The following is a 15,284-nucleotide window of genomic DNA, read 5'->3' on the forward strand; positions in this document are numbered from 1 at the left end:
CGAGGGAGTGCACGGTGACCCGCACGGATCTGTCTCCGCTGGCCTGGCTGGCCGAGGTGGAACAGCAGCGCCGCCAGGACGGGCTGCGGCGCTCCCTGCGGGTGCGGCCCGCCGTCGCCACCGAGCTGGACCTGGCCTCCAACGACTACCTCGGGCTCTCGGCACACCCGGCCGTCATCGCCGGCGGGATCGAGGCGCTGCAGACCTGGGGCGGCGGCGCCGGCGGATCCCGGCTGGTGACCGGCAACACCGAACTGCACCAGCAGTTCGAGCAGGACTTGGCCGACTTCGTCGGCGCCCCAGCGGGTTTGGTGTTCTCGTCGGGCTACACCGCCAATATCGGGGCCGTCGTCAGCCTGTCGGGCCCGGGGTCGCTGCTGGTCTCCGACGCCTACTGTCACGCCTCCCTGGTGGACGCCTGCCGCTTGTCGAAGGCGCGGGTGGTGATCACCGGCCACCGCGATGTCGAGGCGGTGGCGGCGGCACTGGCGGCCCGCACCGAGGAACGCGCCGTGGTGATCACCGAGTCGGTCTTCAGCGCCGACGGCGCATTGGCCCCGCTGCCGGACCTGCACGAGGTGTGCCGCCGGTATGGCGCGCTGCTGATCGTCGACGAGGCGCACGCGGTGGGGGTGCGCGGCGCCGGCGGTCGCGGGCTGGTGCATGAGGTCGGGCTGGCCGGAGCGCCCGACGTGGTGGTGACCACCACGCTGTCCAAGGCTTTGGGCAGCCAGGGCGGCGCGGTACTGGGGCCGGCCGCGGTGCGGGATCACCTCATCGACGCCGCCCGGACCTTCATCTTCGACACCGGGCTGGCCCCGGCGGCCCTCGGTGCCGCGTCAGCCGCCCTGGGCGTGCTGGCCGCCGAGCCCTCCCGCGCCGCCGACGTGCTGCGCCACGCTGCTGAGTTGGCCGCCATCTGCGATGTCGAGCAGCACCCGGGCTCATGCGGCAGTCCCAGCTTCGGCTCTCCTTCGTCGAGCCTCGCTGAACCGCCGGAGTCCGCGGTGGTCTCGGTGATCCTCGGCGACGCCGACGTGGCGGTGGCCGCCGCGACCGCCTGCCTGGACGCCGGGGTGCGGGTGGGCTGTTTCCGGCCGCCCACGGTGCCGGCCGGCACCTCGCGCCTGCGGCTGACCGCGCGGGCCTCGCTGACCGCCGACGACCTCGAGCTGGCCCGGCGCGTCCTGACCGCCGTGCTACGTGATCACCGGGCGCAATGACCGTTCTGGTCATCACCGGAACCGGCACCGGGGTCGGGAAGACCATCGCCACCGCGGCATTGGCCTGCTGTGCCCGCCAGGCCGGCCTGGACGTGGCGGTGTGCAAGCCGGTGCAGACCGGCACCGCCGACGGCGACGACGACCTGGCCGAGGTCGGGCGGCTCTCGGGGGTGACCGAGCTGTGCGGGACGGCCCGCTACCCGGAGCCGCTGGCGCCGGTCGCGGCCGCCGAACAGGCCGGGAGGGCGTTGCCCACCCGTGCCGAGCTGCTGGCGACGATCCACTCCGCCGACCGCCCCGGACGGTTGACCCTGGTCGAGGGCGCCGGCGGGCTGCTGGTCGAGCTGGCCGCCGATGGAATCACTCTGCGGGATCTGGCCGTCGACCTCGGCGCGGCCGTGCTGGTGGTGGTCAACGCCGAACTGGGCACCCTCAACCACACCGCTCTGACTTTGGAATCGCTTGCCGGGCAAGGCTTGTCATGCGCCGGTCTGGTCATTGGCAGCTGGCCCGCACAGCCCGGGCCGGCTGCCGCGAGCAATCACGGAGCCTTGGCGCGGCTGGCGCCGGTGCGCGCCGCGCTGCCGGCGGGTTCGGCGGCCCTGGACGTTGCGGAGTTCGCCGAGATGAGCCGGGCCGCTTTCGACGCCGACTGGGTGCGCACGCTGGCGGGCTGAGCAATGGTGCACTCGATCGAGCTGGTCTTCGACGCCGAGACCGAGACGGCGGTCCGCGATATCTGGGCGCAGCTGGCCGCGGCCGGGTTGCCCAGCCAGGCCCCAGCCGCCCGCCCGCACGTCACCCTCACCGTCGCCCAGCGCATCGATTCCCGGGTCGACGCAGAGCTGGCCGCAGTCGCCGACCGGCTGCCGATCGGCTGCATCCTGGGCGCGACGGTGATCTTCGGTCGCTCACACGGGGTGCTGGCGCGGCTGGTCGTGCCGACCGTCGAATTGCTGGACCTGCATGCCCAGGTGCACCGGGTGTGTGCGCCCTACCTGGTTCCCGGGCCGATGCCCAACGCGCTGCCCGGCCAGTGGACCGCGCACACCACCCTGGCCCGCCGGATCGGTCCGGCTAAGTTGGGCCGGGCTCAGCGCATCGCCGGCCGCTCCGACATCACCGGGCGGTTCGTCGGCCTGCGACGCTGGGATGGCAACACCCGCACCGAGTATCCGCTCTAGACCGCGAGCCCCGCCCGCATCGTCAGTCCGTCGATCAGCAATCCCAGCCCGAACGCGAACGCGCTGCTCGGGTCGGCGTCGGAGGTGATCTCGGCGGCCCCGGCGGCGTCCCACTGCAGGCGGGACTGCTCGTCGGCGGTGAATCCCAAAACGTAGTAGACGACGGTGCGGGCGACCTGCCCGGCCTGATCGGGATGCACACCGGCCGCCGTGGCCGCGTCCGCCAGCAGCGCCAGGATGTCGGTGGCCGCCCGGGACTGACCCGCGGCCAAGCTGGCCGACACCAGCTCGGCGCCGTCGGTGTGGGACAGCAGCGCATCGCGCAGGCGTTCGCCCACTGTCTGCATCCGCCACTGCCAGCTGCCCGGTCCCAGGTCCGCGCAGGCCGGGCCTAACACCCGGTCGGCGACCGCCCCGAGCAGTTGCTGCTTGTTGGCGAAATGCCAGTACAGCGCGCTGGGGCTGACGTTCAGCTCGCGCGCCACCCGGCGCATCGACAGGTCGGCGATGCCGTAGTTGTCCAGGATGGTGGCCGCCGCGGCGACCACGTCAAGTTTGTGCAGCTGCACCCCGCTACCCTAACCTGAACACCGTTCAAGTTTTGAGGGGAGCACGTGTGACCGACGACATCCTGGCGCTGGCCCGTGAGCAGGTTCTGGAGCGCGGCGAGGCGTTGCGGCGGGATCAGGTCCTCGAGGTGCTGCAACTGCCCGACGAGCGGCTCGAGGAGCTGCTGGCGCTGGCCCACGACGTGCGGATGCGCTGGTGCGGTCCCGAGATCGAGGTCGAGGGCATCATCAGCCTGAAAACCGGTGGCTGCCCGGAGGATTGCCACTTCTGCTCGCAATCCGGGCTGTTCCAATCGCCGGTGCGCAGCGCCTGGCTCGACATCCCCAGCCTGGTCGAGGCGGCCAAGCAGACCGCCAAGACCGGCGCCACCGAATTCTGCATCGTCGCCGCGGTGCGCGGGCCCGACGAGCGGCTGCTTGCCCAGGTCGCCGCCGGTATCGAGGCGATCCGCAATGAGGTCGACATCCAGATCGCCTGCTCGCTGGGCATGCTGACCCAGGAGCAGGTGGATCAACTCGCCGCGATGGGCGTGCACCGCTACAACCACAACCTGGAGACCGCCCGGTCGCACTTCCCCAACGTAGTCACCACCCACACCTGGGAGGAGCGCTGGGAGACCCTGCGGATGATCGGCGAAGCCGGTATGGAGGTGTGCTGCGGCGGCATCCTGGGCATGGGGGAGACGCTCGAGCAGCGCGCGGAGTTCGCCGCCGACCTGGCCGAGCTGGACCCCGACGAGGTGCCGCTGAACTTCCTCAACCCGCGCCCGGGCACGCCGTTCGGTGACCTGGACGTGCTGCCGGCCGCCGACGCGCTGCGCGCGGTCGCCGCGTTCCGGCTGGCGCTGCCGCGCACCATGCTGCGGTTCGCCGGAGGCCGGGAGATCACGCTGGGCGACCTGGGCGCCAAGCAGGGCATCCTGGGCGGGATCAACGCGATCATCGTCGGCAACTATCTGACGACGCTGGGCCGTCCCGCAGAGACGGACCTGGAATTGCTCGACGATCTGCAGATGCCGATCAAGGCTCTCAACGCCACCCTGTAATGGTTCGCGACCTGCCGGTCGTCGGGGCCGGCGTCTACAACGTCTACACCGGCGTGCAGATCGAGGACGCCGCCGGTGAATCGGTCCCGACAGCCGCCCAGCTGGGCCTGGAGCCGCCGCGGTTCTGCGCGTCCTGCGGGCGCCGGATGACGGTGCAGGTCCGTCCGGATGGCTGGTGGGCCAAGTGTTCTCGGCACGGGCTGGTGGATTCGGCCGATCTGGACACCCAGCGATGATCGGCGAACCGGCGGAGCTTGCCCCGCGGCTGACGCGGCGGAGGGCATGTCTGATCGTGGCCGCCGGACTGACCGTCGCCGGGTTGCCGATCGGTGCGTTGTGGGCGTGGATCGCCCCACCGGTGCACGGCGTGGTGGCGCTGTCCCGCCGCGGAGACCGGGTGCAGGCCTACCTCGGCAACGAGGCCGACCATTTCTTCGTCGCGCCGTTTCTGCTGCTGGGCATGCTGGGCGTGGTGGCGGTCGTATCGGCCACGCTGGCCTGGCAGTGGCGGGCGCACCGGGGCCCGGGCATGGTCGCCGCTCTGTCACTGGGCCTGACCGCCGGCGGGGCGCTGGCGGCGTTGCTGGGGGCGGCGTTGGTACATCGCCGCTACGGCACGGTCGATGTCGACGGCGCGCCGGTCTCTGCCGAGCACCGGGTGTACTACATCGTCGAGGGGCCGCCGGTGTTCTTCGGGCACACTCCGTTGCAGGTCGCTGCCACGTTACTGTTGCCGGCGGCGACGGCAGCGCTGGTCTACGGCCTGTGCGTCACCTGGAGCACCCACGACGATCTGGGCGGCTATCCGCCCGAGCCCGCCAGGCGATCGCCGATGCCGGCGGTTCAGCGAGGCTCGACGGAAGAGAGGCGAAGCTGGGACCGCCGAATAAATCCGGTGGTCACCGCGGACGGCGGCGCAACGTCCCACCGGTGATGACCCGCGCTGCCACCAGGCCCAGCCGCGCCAGGCCGAGGTAGGTCTTGGGGTTCAGCAGTGCCGGCCACTGACTCTGCACCGCGCCGGCGGGCAGCGGCCGGCCCGCGAACCGGTCCCGCAACCAGTCCAGCACCATCGGGGCGGACAGCGGGTGCAGCAGGATGTGCTCGCTGAGCAGGTCGCGGTGATAGGTCAGGTTGGCGCCGCCGCTGGCATAGGTCTCGGCCAAGTGGTCGATGTGCACGACTGAAATCACCTGGTCGTGAATGGCTTGCAGCATCAACACCGGTGGTTTCGGCGCATGGCAGCCGAGCTTGGTGTCCTCGAAGACATGTTGCACCGCAGGGAGTTCCACCAGGTCCTGGAGCGGCTGGTCGATGAACTTCCCGAGTGACTTGTGGCGCATCCGCATGATCGCGCCGGCCGTGGTCATCGATTCCAGTGAACGCATCAACGCCTTGCCCTCGGCGGTGGCGTGATCGTCGATCACCTTCTGCAAGTCGGGGTAGACCTTCGCCAAGGTGGCGATCATCACCGCGGGCAATCCGGAGAAGAACGTCCCGTCCAACCCGAGGAAGGTGTGCCCGAGATCGCCCACCGGTGAACCGAGCACCGCACCGACGATGTTGAGTTCGGGGGCGTAACCGCCGCAGACTTCCGCCGCCCAGCCGGTGGCCAAGCCCCCGCCGGAGTAGCCCCACAGCCCGACCGGGTCTTCGGAGGACAAGCCGAGCTGCTCGGCGCTCTGCGCGGCGCGCACCCCGTCGAGCACGTAGTAGCCCGGTTCGTACGGCGCGCCCCAGTGCCCGTCGCAGCCCTCGTGGTCGGGGATGGACACCGCCCAGCCCTGCGCCAGGATGGCGGCGATGAGCACGAACTCGAGCTGGGTGAACGAGCCGTAACCATTGGCGTGTCGGCGCAGCGCATAGGAGGGGAAGCAGCGGCTGTCCACCGCGTCGATCGCGCACTGGTACGACACGATCGGACAGGGGCGGCTGCGATCGCGGTCGGCCGGGACCAGCACCGTGGTCACCGCGGCCTGCGGGATGTTGTTGCGGTCGACGGTCCGGTAGAGCAGCTGGGTGGCGACCAGTTGCTGGGGGATCAGACCCAAAAAGGCCAGCTCGACGTCCCGTGAGCGCAGCACGGTGCCGGCCACGGCGTGCTGGAAGCCGGCCGGCGGCTCATAGAACGGGTCCTCGGCCAGCCGGAGCGGTCGTTCTCCGGATTGCAGCGGCTGGTGGGGGGCTTGTCCGATCCACTCGACAGACGTTTCGCGGGCCAGGTTGTCCAAGTCCATCCCGGCATTGTCGCTTAAGAGGGCATTAAGAATCCAGTCCGACATGCCCTGGCGGCCGCAATGCTGCGAATTCGTCGGTGACCCGCAGCTCGGAGTCGGTGAACCGGTAGCGGGCGGCCGGCCGGCCCCCGCTGCGCCCGGAGCGGGCCGTGGTGCCGGTGCGGGTGATCACCCCGCGGCGCACCAGCACCCGCTGCAGGTTGGTCGCATCGACCTGGTATCCGAGCACCACACTGTAGATGTCACGCAGCGTAGACAGGATGAATTCGGTTGGCGCCAAAGCGAACCCGATGTTGGTGTAAGACATCTTGGCAACCAGCCGGCTGTGGGCGTGCGTCACCATGGTGGCGTGGTCGAACGCCATCGGCGGCAGGTCGTCGACCGGATGCCAGTGGGTGTCGCCCGGCAGTTCGGGGTCGGCGGGGGAGGGCACCAGGCCCAGAAATGTCGAGGCGATGGTGCGTACCCCCGGCACCCGGCGCGGGTCGGAGAACACAGCCAGCTGCTCAAGGTGGGCTATCTCACGTAGGTCCACCTTCTCGGCCAACTGGCGGCGCGCCGACGCGGTCACATCCTCGTCGTTCCGCAACAGTCCACCTGGAAGCGACCATCGTCCGAGCTGCGGTTCTCGGGCGCGCTGCCAGAGCAGCACATGGAGCCGGGGACGGGGCCCTTGGCGGCGGCCGCCGCCGCTGACCTGGAAGACCGCGGTGAGCACCTCATGCGCGGTGCTAGTATGAACCATGTTTTCGATTGTAAGTCGAAAACCTAAACCGCGAGAGGAGTCGCGCATGACCACCCTCACCGACCCCGGTGTGCAGGCGGGCAGCCTGGCCGACCGCATCATCAACTCTCCGGCCGGCTACAGCGGTGTCGAGCCCGACGAGGAGTGGGTGGCCGAGATCCTCCGGCTGAAAAAAGCACGCAATGCGACGATCTTGGCGCACAACTACCAGCTGCCCCCGATCCAGGACATCGCCGACCACGTCGGGGACTCGCTGGGCCTGGCGCGCATCGCCGCGGACACCGACGCGGACACCATCGTGTTCTGCGGCGTGCACTTCATGGCCGAGACCGCCAAGATCCTGTCTCCGGACAAGACGGTGCTGATCCCGGACGCCCGGGCCGGCTGCTCGCTGGCCGATTCGATCTCCGCCAAGGACCTGCAGGCCTGGCGTGACGACCACCCCGGCGCGGTGGTGGTGTCCTACGTCAACACCACGGCCGCGGTCAAGGCGCTCACCGACTACTGCTGCACCTCGTCGAACGCTGTCGACGTGGTCAATGCGATCGACCCGGACCGCGACGTGCTGTTTCTGCCCGACCAGTTCCTGGGCCAGCACGTCCAGCGGGTCACCGGACGCAAGAACATGCACATCTGGGCCGGTGAGTGCCACGTCCACGCGGCCATCAACGGTGACGAGCTCGAGGAGAAGGCGCGGGCGAACCCGGACGCCGAGCTGTTCGTCCACCCGGAGTGCGGCTGTGCGACCTCAGCGCTGTACCTGGTCGGCGAGGGCCACTTCCCCGAAGAGCGGGTCAAGATCCTGTCCACCGGCGGAATGCTCGAGGAGGCCCGCCGCACCCAGGCGCGAAAGGTGCTGGTGGCCACCGAGATCGGCATGATCTACCAGCTGCAGAAGGCGGCGCCGCAGGTCGACTTCGAGGCGGTCAACTCCAAAGCGGCCTGCAAGTACATGAAGATGATCACCCCGGCGGCCCTGCTGCGCAGCCTGACCGAGGGCGCCGACGAGATCCACGTCGACCCCGAGACCGCGCGCCTGGCGGCCCGCAGCGTGCAGCGCATGGTCTCGATCGGTCACTCCGCCCCGGTCAGCAAGTGACCGGTGGTCCCAGCTGGCAGCAGCGGGCCGATGTCGTTGTCATAGGCACCGGGGTCGGCGGGCTGGCCGCGGCCCGTGCCGCACGCCGCGCCGGCCGGGACGTGGTGGTGCTCAGCAAGGCCGACACCGGCTACGCGGTGACCGCGACGCACTACGCCCAGGGCGGGATCGCGGTGGTGCTGCCGGGCACCGACGACTCGGTACAAGCCCATGTCGCCGACACCCTGGCTGCCGGCGGCGGATTGTGCGACGCCGACGCGGTGACCTCGATCGTGGCCGACGGCTATCGCGCGGTCGCCGAATTAGCCGGTGCCGGCGCACAATTCGACCGCGAAGCGGATGGAAACTGGGCGATCACCCGCGAGGGCGGGCACTCGCGGCGCCGCATCATTCACGCCGGCGGCGACGCGACCGGAGCAGAGGTGCAGCGCGCCCTGGATCACGCCGCGGCCGGTCTGGACATCCGTCACGGCCAGGTGGTGCTGGCGATTCTGCGCGACACCGACACCGTCACCGGTGTGCTGGTGGCCAATGCCGACGGGCTCGGGGTGATCCGCGCTCCGTCGGTGGTGCTGGCCACCGGCGGTGTGGGCCACCTGTACGCCGCGACCACCAATCCCGGTGGTGCCACCGGCGACGGGCTGGCGCTGGCGCTGCGGGCCGGGGTTGCGGTCAGCGATCTGGAATTCATCCAGTTCCACCCCACCATGTTGTTTGCCGGCCCGGGCGGCGGTCGCCGGCCACTGGTCACCGAGGCGGTGCGCGGGGAGGGCGCGATGCTGATCGACTCCCGGGGCGTCTCGGTCACCGCGGGAGTGCACCCGATGGGTGACCTGGCGCCGCGCGACGTGGTGGCCGGCGCCATCGACGCCAGGCTCCGCGAGACCGGCGACGCCTGCGTCTACCTCGACGCCCGCGGCATCAGCGGCTTCGAGGGTCGGTTTCCGACTGTCACCGCGGCCTGCCGCGACGCCGGCATCGACCCGGTGCACCAGCCGATCCCGGTGGTCCCGGGCGCGCACTACAGCTGCGGCGGCGTCGTCACCGACACCCACGGTCGCACCGAGCTACCCGGCCTGTTCGCCGCCGGCGAGGTGGGCCGCACAGGCATGCACGGCGCCAACCGGCTGGCGTCCAACAGCCTGCTGGAAGGCCTGGTGGTGGGCGAGCGCGCCGGATCGGCGGCGGCGACTCACGCCGTGGCGGCCGGGCAGATGCGCGCCGGCGCCCCGCAGTGGGACCGGCATCCCGCGCTGGACCGGCAGGCCCTGCAGCAGGCGATGTCGCGCGACGCATCGGTGGTCCGCGACGCCCGGGGCTTGCAGCGGCTGAACGACCTGTTGGCGACGGCCGGGGAGCGGCGGGTCACCGACCGGACCGGTTTCGAGGACGCCGCGTTGACCCTGGCCGCGCAGGTGGTCGCCGGGGCGGCGCTGGCGCGTACCGAGAGCCGGGGCTGCCACCACCGGGCCGAGTTCTCCGGCGCCGATCCCGCTCAGGCCCGTAGCACCACGGTCCGGCTGCGCGATGGCGCGGTGGTGCTCGAAGTTCCGGCGGCGGTGGCCTCATGACCCGCTCGCTGACCCTGTCGGAGACCGAACTCAGTGAGGCGCGCGCGGTCATTGCCCGGGCGCTCGACGAGGATCTGCGCTACGGGCCCGACGTCACCACCACCGCGACGGTGCCGGCGGATGCGGTGACCGAGGCGGCGCTGGTGCCCCGGGTGGCCGGGGTGATCGCCGGAGTCGACATCGCCCTGCTGGTGCTCGACGAAGTACTCGGCGCCGACGGCTACCGGGTGCTGGATCGGGTGGCCGAGGGAGCCCGCCTGGAGGCCGGTGCACCGGTGCTGAGGCTGCAGGCCGACACCCGGGGCCTGCTCACCGCCGAACGCACCATGCTCAACCTGGTCTGTCACCTGTCCGGGATCGCCACCGCCACCGCGGCCTGGGTCGACGCCGTGGACGGCACGCCGGCGCAGATCCGCGACACCCGCAAGACCCTGCCGGGCCTGCGGGTGCTGCAGAAGTATGCGGTGCGGGTCGGCGGCGGGGTGAACCACCGGATGGGGCTGGGGGATGCCGCGCTGATCAAGGACAACCATGTCGCTGCCGCGGGGTCGGTGGCCGCGGCGCTGCGCGCGGTCCGGGCGGCCGCCCCCGAGGTGTCCTGCGAGGTCGAGGTCGATTCGCTGGAGCAGTTCGACGAAGTGCTCGCTGAGGGACCCGAGCTGGTGCTGTTGGACAACTTCCCGGTGTGGCAGACCCAGATCGCCGTACAGCGCCGCGATGCCCGGGCGCCCGGGGTGCTGCTGGAGTCCTCCGGCGGGCTGACCCTCGACAGCGCGGCCGCCTACGCCGCCACCGGCGTCGACTACCTGGCGATCGGGGCGCTCACCCACTCGGTGCAGGTGCTCGACATCGGTTTGGATATGTAGTTTCTTTCCGCCGAGCAGACACGAAAGCCCCCTCACGAGGCCTGAAATGGGGGCCTACGCGTCTGCTCGCGGTAGGGGAACCGCGCTTCAGGCGATGTCGGTGACCAGCACCGCCACCTTGCGGTTCTGCAGTCGCACCGCCCACGGCAAGGACGCATCGGCGGTGCCGGCCGGCAGGATCCGCGGGTTGGTCAGGTGCAGTTCGCTGCGGAACAGCCGCACGTCGGCCTCCCCGGCGGCCAGCACGTTCTTGACCCAGTCGGCCTTGCCGTGCCCGAGCGCGACCGCCAGCACGTTGCCCTTGCGGTAGGTCGTCACCACCGTCTCGTAGGGTTTGCCGGACTTGCGGCCCCGATGCTTGATCACCGACGTGCCGGGCAGAAACCGGGACAGCGGCTTGACCACCGGGTTCATGTACTTGATCTGCAGCCGGTCCAGCCACGGCGGGAACACCACCGGCAGTTTCTCGGCACCCTTGTCGACAGCCATCGCGACTCCGTTTCTCTTTGAAGGGTTTCTTCAGGTGATGTCAGCGACGAGTATTCCGACCCAGCGGGCCCCAACCCGCGCGATCAGCGGCAACCCGCTGGTGTCGCCGCCGATCGGCACGATCCGCGGATTGGTGACGTGGACGCTGCGCCGAAAAAGCCGCACGTCGGCCTCACCTGCGGCCAGCACGTTCTTGACCCAGTCGGCCTTGCCGTGACCGAGCAGCACCGTCAGCCGCGGGCCCTTGCAGAACGCGCGCACCACGGTGCGGTACGGCGTGCCGGACTTGCGACCCCGATGGTCGATCACCGCGAAGGACGGCAGGTGGAATCGCTTGATCAGCGGGGTCTGCATCGTGCGCTGCAGGTAATCAAGCCAGTCCGGGAAGATGTAGGGCACCCCGGGAACGCTCTTCGGGTGATCCTTGGTGGGCATGCCGCCTCCGTTTCCCGCGTCTTCCGCTGCGAACCACCCTAGCCGGGGCGGACCTGCCGCGGCGCAGCGAGAGAGCCGGGCGCGATGCGCTGCGAAATTCACTTGGATGGCTCTGGGACAATGGACGACGTGAACACCGCCCTGCTGGCACGCATCGACCTGCGTGGCACCGACCAGTCGAACCTTTCCAAGGCTCAACTGCGCGCCGTGCTGCCGCGCGGCGGCGTCGACGTCGAGGCGGTGTTGTCGCGGGTGCGCCCGATCGTCGAGGAGGTCGCCGAGCGCGGAGCCGCCGCGGCGTTGGAGTTCGGCGAATCGTTCGACCAGGTCCGTCCGGCAGCGGTCCGGGTGCCGGAGGCGGCGCTTCAGACCGCCTTGGCCGGCCTGGACCCCGCGGTGCGGGCCGCCCTGGAGGTGGCGATCAGCCGCGCCCGCGCGGTGCACGCCGACCAGCGGCGCACCGACACCACCACCACCCTGGCGCCGGGGGCGACCGTCACCGAACGCTGGGTTCCGGTCGAGCGGGTCGGCCTGTACGTTCCGGGCGGCAACGCGGTCTACCCGTCGAGTGTGGTGATGAACGTCGTCCCGGCCCAGACCGCCGGGGTGGACTCGCTGGTGATCGCCAGTCCGCCGCAGGCCGCCTTTGACGGCCTTCCGCACCCGACGATCCTGGCCGCGGCCCGGTTGCTCGGCGTCGACGAGGTCTGGGCGGTCGGTGGCGCGCAGGCGGTGGCGCTGCTGGCCTACGGCGGCACCGACACCGATCAGGCCGAGCTGGCCCCGGTCGACATGATCACCGGCCCCGGCAACATCTACGTGACCGCCGCCAAACGGCTGTGCCGTTCGCAGGTCGGTATCGACGCCGAAGCCGGTCCCACCGAGATCGCCATCCTGGCCGACCACACCGCCAACCCGGCGCACCTGGCCGCCGACCTGATCAGCCAGGCCGAACACGACGAGATGGCCGCCAGCGTGCTGGTCACCACCAGTTCGCAACTGGCCGACGCGACCGAGCGGGAAGTGACCGCGCAGCTGGAAACCACCGTGCACCACCAGCGGGTGGCCACCGCGCTGGGCGGCCGCCAGTCGGCGATCGTGTTGGTCGACGACCTGGACGCCGGTATCCGGGTGGTCGATGCCTATGCCGCCGAGCACTTGGAGATCCAGACCGCCGACGCCGCCGCCGTGGCGGCCCGGATCCGTTCGGCCGGAGCCATTTTCGTCGGCCCCTACGCCCCGGTCAGCCTCGGCGACTACTGCGCGGGCTCCAACCACGTGCTACCCACCGCGGGCAGTGCGCGGTATTCCAGCGGGCTGTCGGTGCAGACCTTCCTGCGCGGAATCCACGTCGTGGACTACACCGAGGCCGCGCTCAAAGATGTCAGCGGGCACGTGATCGCGCTGGCCAACGCCGAGGATCTGCCCTCGCACGGCGAAGCGGTCCGGCGGAGGTTCGAGCAGTGACCCGGCCCGGAGGCGAGATCACGCTGGCCGACCTGCCGCTGCGCGAGGATCTGCGCGGCAAGTCGCCCTACGGCGCACCGCAACTCAGCGTTCCGGTGCGGCTGAACACCAACGAGAATCCGCACCCGCCCAGTGCGGCGCTGGTCGACGACGTCGCCCGCTCGGTGCGCGAGGCCGCGGCCGATCTGCACCGCTATCCCGACCGCGACGCGGTGGCGCTGCGCACCGACCTGGCCGGCTATCTGAGCATCCAGACCGGTGTCGAAGTGGGCCTGGAGAACGTGTGGGCGGCAAACGGCTCCAACGAGATCCTGCAGCAACTGCTGCAGGCGTTCGGCGGTCCCGGCCGCAGCGCGATCGGATTCGTCCCGTCGTATTCGATGCACCCGATCATCTCCGACGGCACCCAGACCCAGTGGCTGGCTGCGAACCGGGCCGACGACTTCGGGCTGGACGTCGACGTCGCGGTCGGGGCCATCACCGACCGCAAGCCCGATGTGGTGTTCGTCGCGAGTCCGAATAATCCGTCCGGGCAGAGCATTTCACTCGATGATCTGCGTAGCGTGCTCGACGTCGCGCCGGGAATCGTGATCGTGGACGAGGCCTACGGCGAATTTTCGTCGCAGCCCAGCGCGATCGGGTTGATCGGCGACTATCCGACGAAGCTGATCGTCACCCGCACCATGAGCAAGGCGTTCGCATTCGCCGGCGGCCGGCTCGGATACCTGATCGCCGCCCCGGCGGTAATCGACGCGATGCTGCTGGTGCGGTTGCCCTATCACCTGTCGGCGATCACCCAGGCGGCCGCCCGTGCTGCGCTACGGCACGCCGACGACACCCTGGGCAGCGTCGCGCAGCTCATCTCCGAACGGGAGCGGGTCTGCGCGGCCTTGAGCGCCATGGGGTTTCGGGTCATCCCCAGCGATGCCAACTTCGTGCTGTTCGGCGAATTCGCCGATGCGCCCGCAACCTGGCAGCGCTACCTGGATGCCGGCATTCTGATCCGCGACGTCGGCATCGCCGGGTACCTGCGCGCCACCACCGGATTGCCGGAGGAGAACGACGCCCTGCTCGCCGCCAGCCAACGCCTTGCGGCCACCGAACTCGCACAAACATTAGGAGCTTCATGACCGGCAGCCGCCGCGCCCGGGTGGAACGCACCACCCGCGAATCCGAGATCACCGTCGAACTCGACCTCGACGGCACCGGGACCGTCGACATCGACACCGGGGTGCCGTTCTATGACCACATGTTGACCGCGCTCGGCAGCCACGCCAGTTTCGACCTGACGGTGCGCGCCAAAGGTGATGTCGAGATCGAGGCGCATCACACCGTGGAGGACACCGCGATCGTGCTCGGGCAGGCCCTGGACCGGGCGCTCGGCGACAAGAAAGGTATCCGGCGGTTCGGCGACGCGTTCATCCCGATGGACGAAACACTGGCGCACGCCGCCGTGGACGTGTCCGGGCGGCCCTACTGTGTGCACACCGGCGAGCCGGATCACTTGATGCACAGCACCATTGCCGGTTCGCAGGTGCCGTACCACACCGTCATCAACCGCCACGTGTTCGAGACACTGGCCTCGAACGCCCGTATCGCGCTGCATGTCCGGGTGCTCTACGGGCGCGACCCGCACCACATCACCGAGGCGCAGTACAAGGCGGTCGCCCGTGCGCTGCGCCAGGCCGTGGAGCCCGATCCGCGGGTGACCGGCGTGCCGTCGACCAAAGGCGCTCTGTGAAGTCGGTAGTGATCCTGGATTACGGCTCGGGCAACCTGCGTTCAGCCCAGCGCGCCCTGCAGCGGGCCGGGGCCGCGGTCGAGGTGACCGCCGACGCCGAAGCGGCGGCTGCTGCCGATGGACTGGTGGTTCCCGGCGTCGGCGCCTTCGCGGCGTGCATGGCCGGGCTCCACGCGGTGCGCGGGGAGCAGATCATCGCCGAACGGGTGGCGGCTGGGCGCCCGGTGCTGGGGGTCTGCGTCGGGATGCAGATCCTTTTCGCCCGCGGCGTCGAGTTCGGCGTGGAGACCGTCGGCTGCGGACAATGGCCCGGCGCGGTCACCCGACTCGAGGCGCCGGTGATCCCGCACATGGGCTGGAACGTCGTGGACGCGCCGCCCGGCAGCACGTTGTTCGCCGGGTTGGACGCCGACACCAGGTTCTACTTTGTGCACTCCTACGCCGCGCAGCGCTGGGAGGGCCGTCCCGAGGCTTTGGTGACCCGGGCGACCCATCAGGTACCGTTCCTGGCGGCTGTCGAGGACGGGCCGTTGGCCGCCACCCAGTTTCACCCCGAAAAGAGTGGGGATGCCGGGGCGAGACTGCTGAGCAACTGGGTGGAGGCATTGTGAG

Annotated in this window: 18 protein-coding genes; 13 read left to right on the plus strand and 5 right to left on the minus strand. The window is 70.3% G+C overall.

The window, feature by feature from the left end; all coding sequences use genetic code 11:
* Positions 1 to 14 precede the first annotated feature (14 nt).
* Genes AC5Y31_RS14625 through AC5Y31_RS14635 form a run of 3 tightly spaced genes read left to right on the plus strand, consistent with a single transcriptional unit; the run spans position 15 to position 2,407 of the window.
* Positions 15 to 1,223: an 8-amino-7-oxononanoate synthase gene (locus tag AC5Y31_RS14625; protein WP_499981148.1), complete on the plus strand. Its 1,209-nt coding sequence runs from the start codon at positions 15 to 17 to the stop codon at positions 1,221 to 1,223.
* The gene (gene bioD / locus AC5Y31_RS14630; RefSeq protein ID WP_499981150.1) at positions 1,220 to 1,900 is read left to right on the plus strand and encodes a dethiobiotin synthase; all 681 of its coding nucleotides are present in this window, start codon (positions 1,220 to 1,222) and stop codon (positions 1,898 to 1,900) included. The genes AC5Y31_RS14625 and bioD overlap by 4 nt, the downstream gene beginning before the upstream one ends.
* Positions 1,901 to 1,903: 3 nt before the next feature.
* On the plus strand, positions 1,904 to 2,407 hold the full coding sequence (locus AC5Y31_RS14635) for a 2'-5' RNA ligase family protein (RefSeq protein WP_065025279.1): 504 nt from the start codon (positions 1,904 to 1,906) through the stop codon (positions 2,405 to 2,407).
* Here the strand turns inward: AC5Y31_RS14635 and AC5Y31_RS14640 are convergent.
* On the minus strand, positions 2,404 to 2,976 hold the full coding sequence (locus AC5Y31_RS14640) for a TetR/AcrR family transcriptional regulator C-terminal domain-containing protein (protein WP_499981153.1): 573 nt from the start codon (positions 2,974 to 2,976) through the stop codon (positions 2,404 to 2,406). The genes AC5Y31_RS14635 and AC5Y31_RS14640 overlap by 4 nt on opposite strands.
* A gap of 14 nt (positions 2,977 to 2,990) precedes the next feature.
* Between AC5Y31_RS14640 and bioB the strand changes: the two genes are divergently transcribed.
* From bioB to AC5Y31_RS14655, 3 genes are read left to right on the plus strand one after another with little or no spacing between them, the layout of a single operon-like run.
* Positions 2,991 to 4,022, plus strand: a complete 1,032-nt coding sequence (bioB, locus tag AC5Y31_RS14645) for a biotin synthase BioB (protein WP_082966513.1) — start codon at positions 2,991 to 2,993, stop codon at positions 4,020 to 4,022.
* Positions 4,022 to 4,258 carry a biotin synthase auxiliary protein BsaP gene (bsaP, locus tag AC5Y31_RS14650; RefSeq protein ID WP_065025276.1) on the plus strand — a complete coding sequence of 79 codons (237 nt, stop codon included), beginning with the start codon at positions 4,022 to 4,024 and terminating at the stop codon, positions 4,256 to 4,258. Before bioB ends, bsaP begins: the two co-directional genes overlap by 1 nt.
* Positions 4,255 to 4,956: a DUF2567 domain-containing protein gene (locus AC5Y31_RS14655; RefSeq protein ID WP_499981156.1), complete on the plus strand. Its 702-nt coding sequence runs from the start codon at positions 4,255 to 4,257 to the stop codon at positions 4,954 to 4,956. The genes bsaP and AC5Y31_RS14655 overlap by 4 nt, the downstream gene beginning before the upstream one ends.
* Here the strand turns inward: AC5Y31_RS14655 and AC5Y31_RS14660 are convergent.
* Both AC5Y31_RS14660 and AC5Y31_RS14665 read right to left on the minus strand, forming a co-directional pair.
* Positions 4,922 to 6,259 (minus strand): lipase family protein, encoded by a 1,338-nt coding sequence (locus tag AC5Y31_RS14660; RefSeq protein WP_499981157.1) that lies wholly within the window; start codon positions 6,257 to 6,259, stop codon positions 4,922 to 4,924. The two genes, AC5Y31_RS14655 and AC5Y31_RS14660, sit on opposite strands and share 35 nt — an antisense overlap.
* A gap of 25 nt (positions 6,260 to 6,284) precedes the next feature.
* Positions 6,285 to 7,004: an NUDIX hydrolase gene (locus tag AC5Y31_RS14665; RefSeq protein WP_499981158.1), complete on the minus strand. Its 720-nt coding sequence runs from the start codon at positions 7,002 to 7,004 to the stop codon at positions 6,285 to 6,287.
* Positions 7,005 to 7,050: 46 nt separating this feature from the next.
* On the opposite strand from AC5Y31_RS14665, the gene nadA reads away from it, so the two are divergent.
* Genes nadA through nadC form a run of 3 tightly spaced genes read left to right on the plus strand, consistent with a single transcriptional unit; the run spans position 7,051 to position 10,540 of the window.
* Positions 7,051 to 8,103, plus strand: a complete 1,053-nt coding sequence (gene nadA / locus AC5Y31_RS14670) for a quinolinate synthase NadA (RefSeq protein ID WP_499981160.1) — start codon at positions 7,051 to 7,053, stop codon at positions 8,101 to 8,103.
* Entirely contained in the window at positions 8,100 to 9,674 is a 1,575-nt protein-coding gene (locus tag AC5Y31_RS14675; protein ID WP_499981164.1) for an L-aspartate oxidase, read from the plus strand. Before nadA ends, AC5Y31_RS14675 begins: the two co-directional genes overlap by 4 nt.
* 8 nt (positions 9,675 to 9,682) lie before the next feature.
* The gene (gene nadC, locus AC5Y31_RS14680) at positions 9,683 to 10,540 is read left to right on the plus strand and encodes a carboxylating nicotinate-nucleotide diphosphorylase (protein WP_499981399.1); all 858 of its coding nucleotides are present in this window, start codon (positions 9,683 to 9,685) and stop codon (positions 10,538 to 10,540) included.
* Between the two features lie 87 nt (positions 10,541 to 10,627).
* Here the strand turns inward: nadC and AC5Y31_RS14685 are convergent, their stop codons facing one another.
* Complete coding sequence (locus AC5Y31_RS14685) at positions 10,628 to 11,029, minus strand: nitroreductase family deazaflavin-dependent oxidoreductase (protein WP_301635521.1); 402 nt, start codon at positions 11,027 to 11,029, stop codon at positions 10,628 to 10,630.
* A gap of 30 nt (positions 11,030 to 11,059) precedes the next feature.
* Entirely contained in the window at positions 11,060 to 11,464 is a 405-nt protein-coding gene (locus AC5Y31_RS14690) for a nitroreductase family deazaflavin-dependent oxidoreductase (RefSeq protein WP_499981166.1), read from the minus strand.
* Between the two features lie 141 nt (positions 11,465 to 11,605).
* Between AC5Y31_RS14690 and hisD the strand changes: the two genes are divergently transcribed.
* Genes hisD through hisH form a run of 4 tightly spaced genes read left to right on the plus strand, consistent with a single transcriptional unit; the run spans position 11,606 to position 15,283 of the window.
* Positions 11,606 to 12,931, plus strand: coding sequence for a histidinol dehydrogenase (gene hisD / locus AC5Y31_RS14695; protein WP_499981401.1), 1,326 nt, complete (start codon positions 11,606 to 11,608; stop codon positions 12,929 to 12,931).
* The gene (locus AC5Y31_RS14700) at positions 12,928 to 14,061 is read left to right on the plus strand and encodes a histidinol-phosphate transaminase (RefSeq protein WP_499981167.1); all 1,134 of its coding nucleotides are present in this window, start codon (positions 12,928 to 12,930) and stop codon (positions 14,059 to 14,061) included. The genes hisD and AC5Y31_RS14700 overlap by 4 nt, the downstream gene beginning before the upstream one ends.
* Positions 14,058 to 14,672: an imidazoleglycerol-phosphate dehydratase HisB gene (gene hisB, locus AC5Y31_RS14705; RefSeq protein WP_065026556.1), complete on the plus strand. Its 615-nt coding sequence runs from the start codon at positions 14,058 to 14,060 to the stop codon at positions 14,670 to 14,672. Before AC5Y31_RS14700 ends, hisB begins: the two co-directional genes overlap by 4 nt.
* Positions 14,669 to 15,283: an imidazole glycerol phosphate synthase subunit HisH gene (gene hisH, locus AC5Y31_RS14710; RefSeq protein WP_065026555.1), complete on the plus strand. Its 615-nt coding sequence runs from the start codon at positions 14,669 to 14,671 to the stop codon at positions 15,281 to 15,283. The genes hisB and hisH overlap by 4 nt, the downstream gene beginning before the upstream one ends.
* Position 15,284: the final 1 nt, after the last annotated feature.

The sequence above is a fragment of the Mycobacterium sp. NGS18 genome, assembly GCF_059813185.1.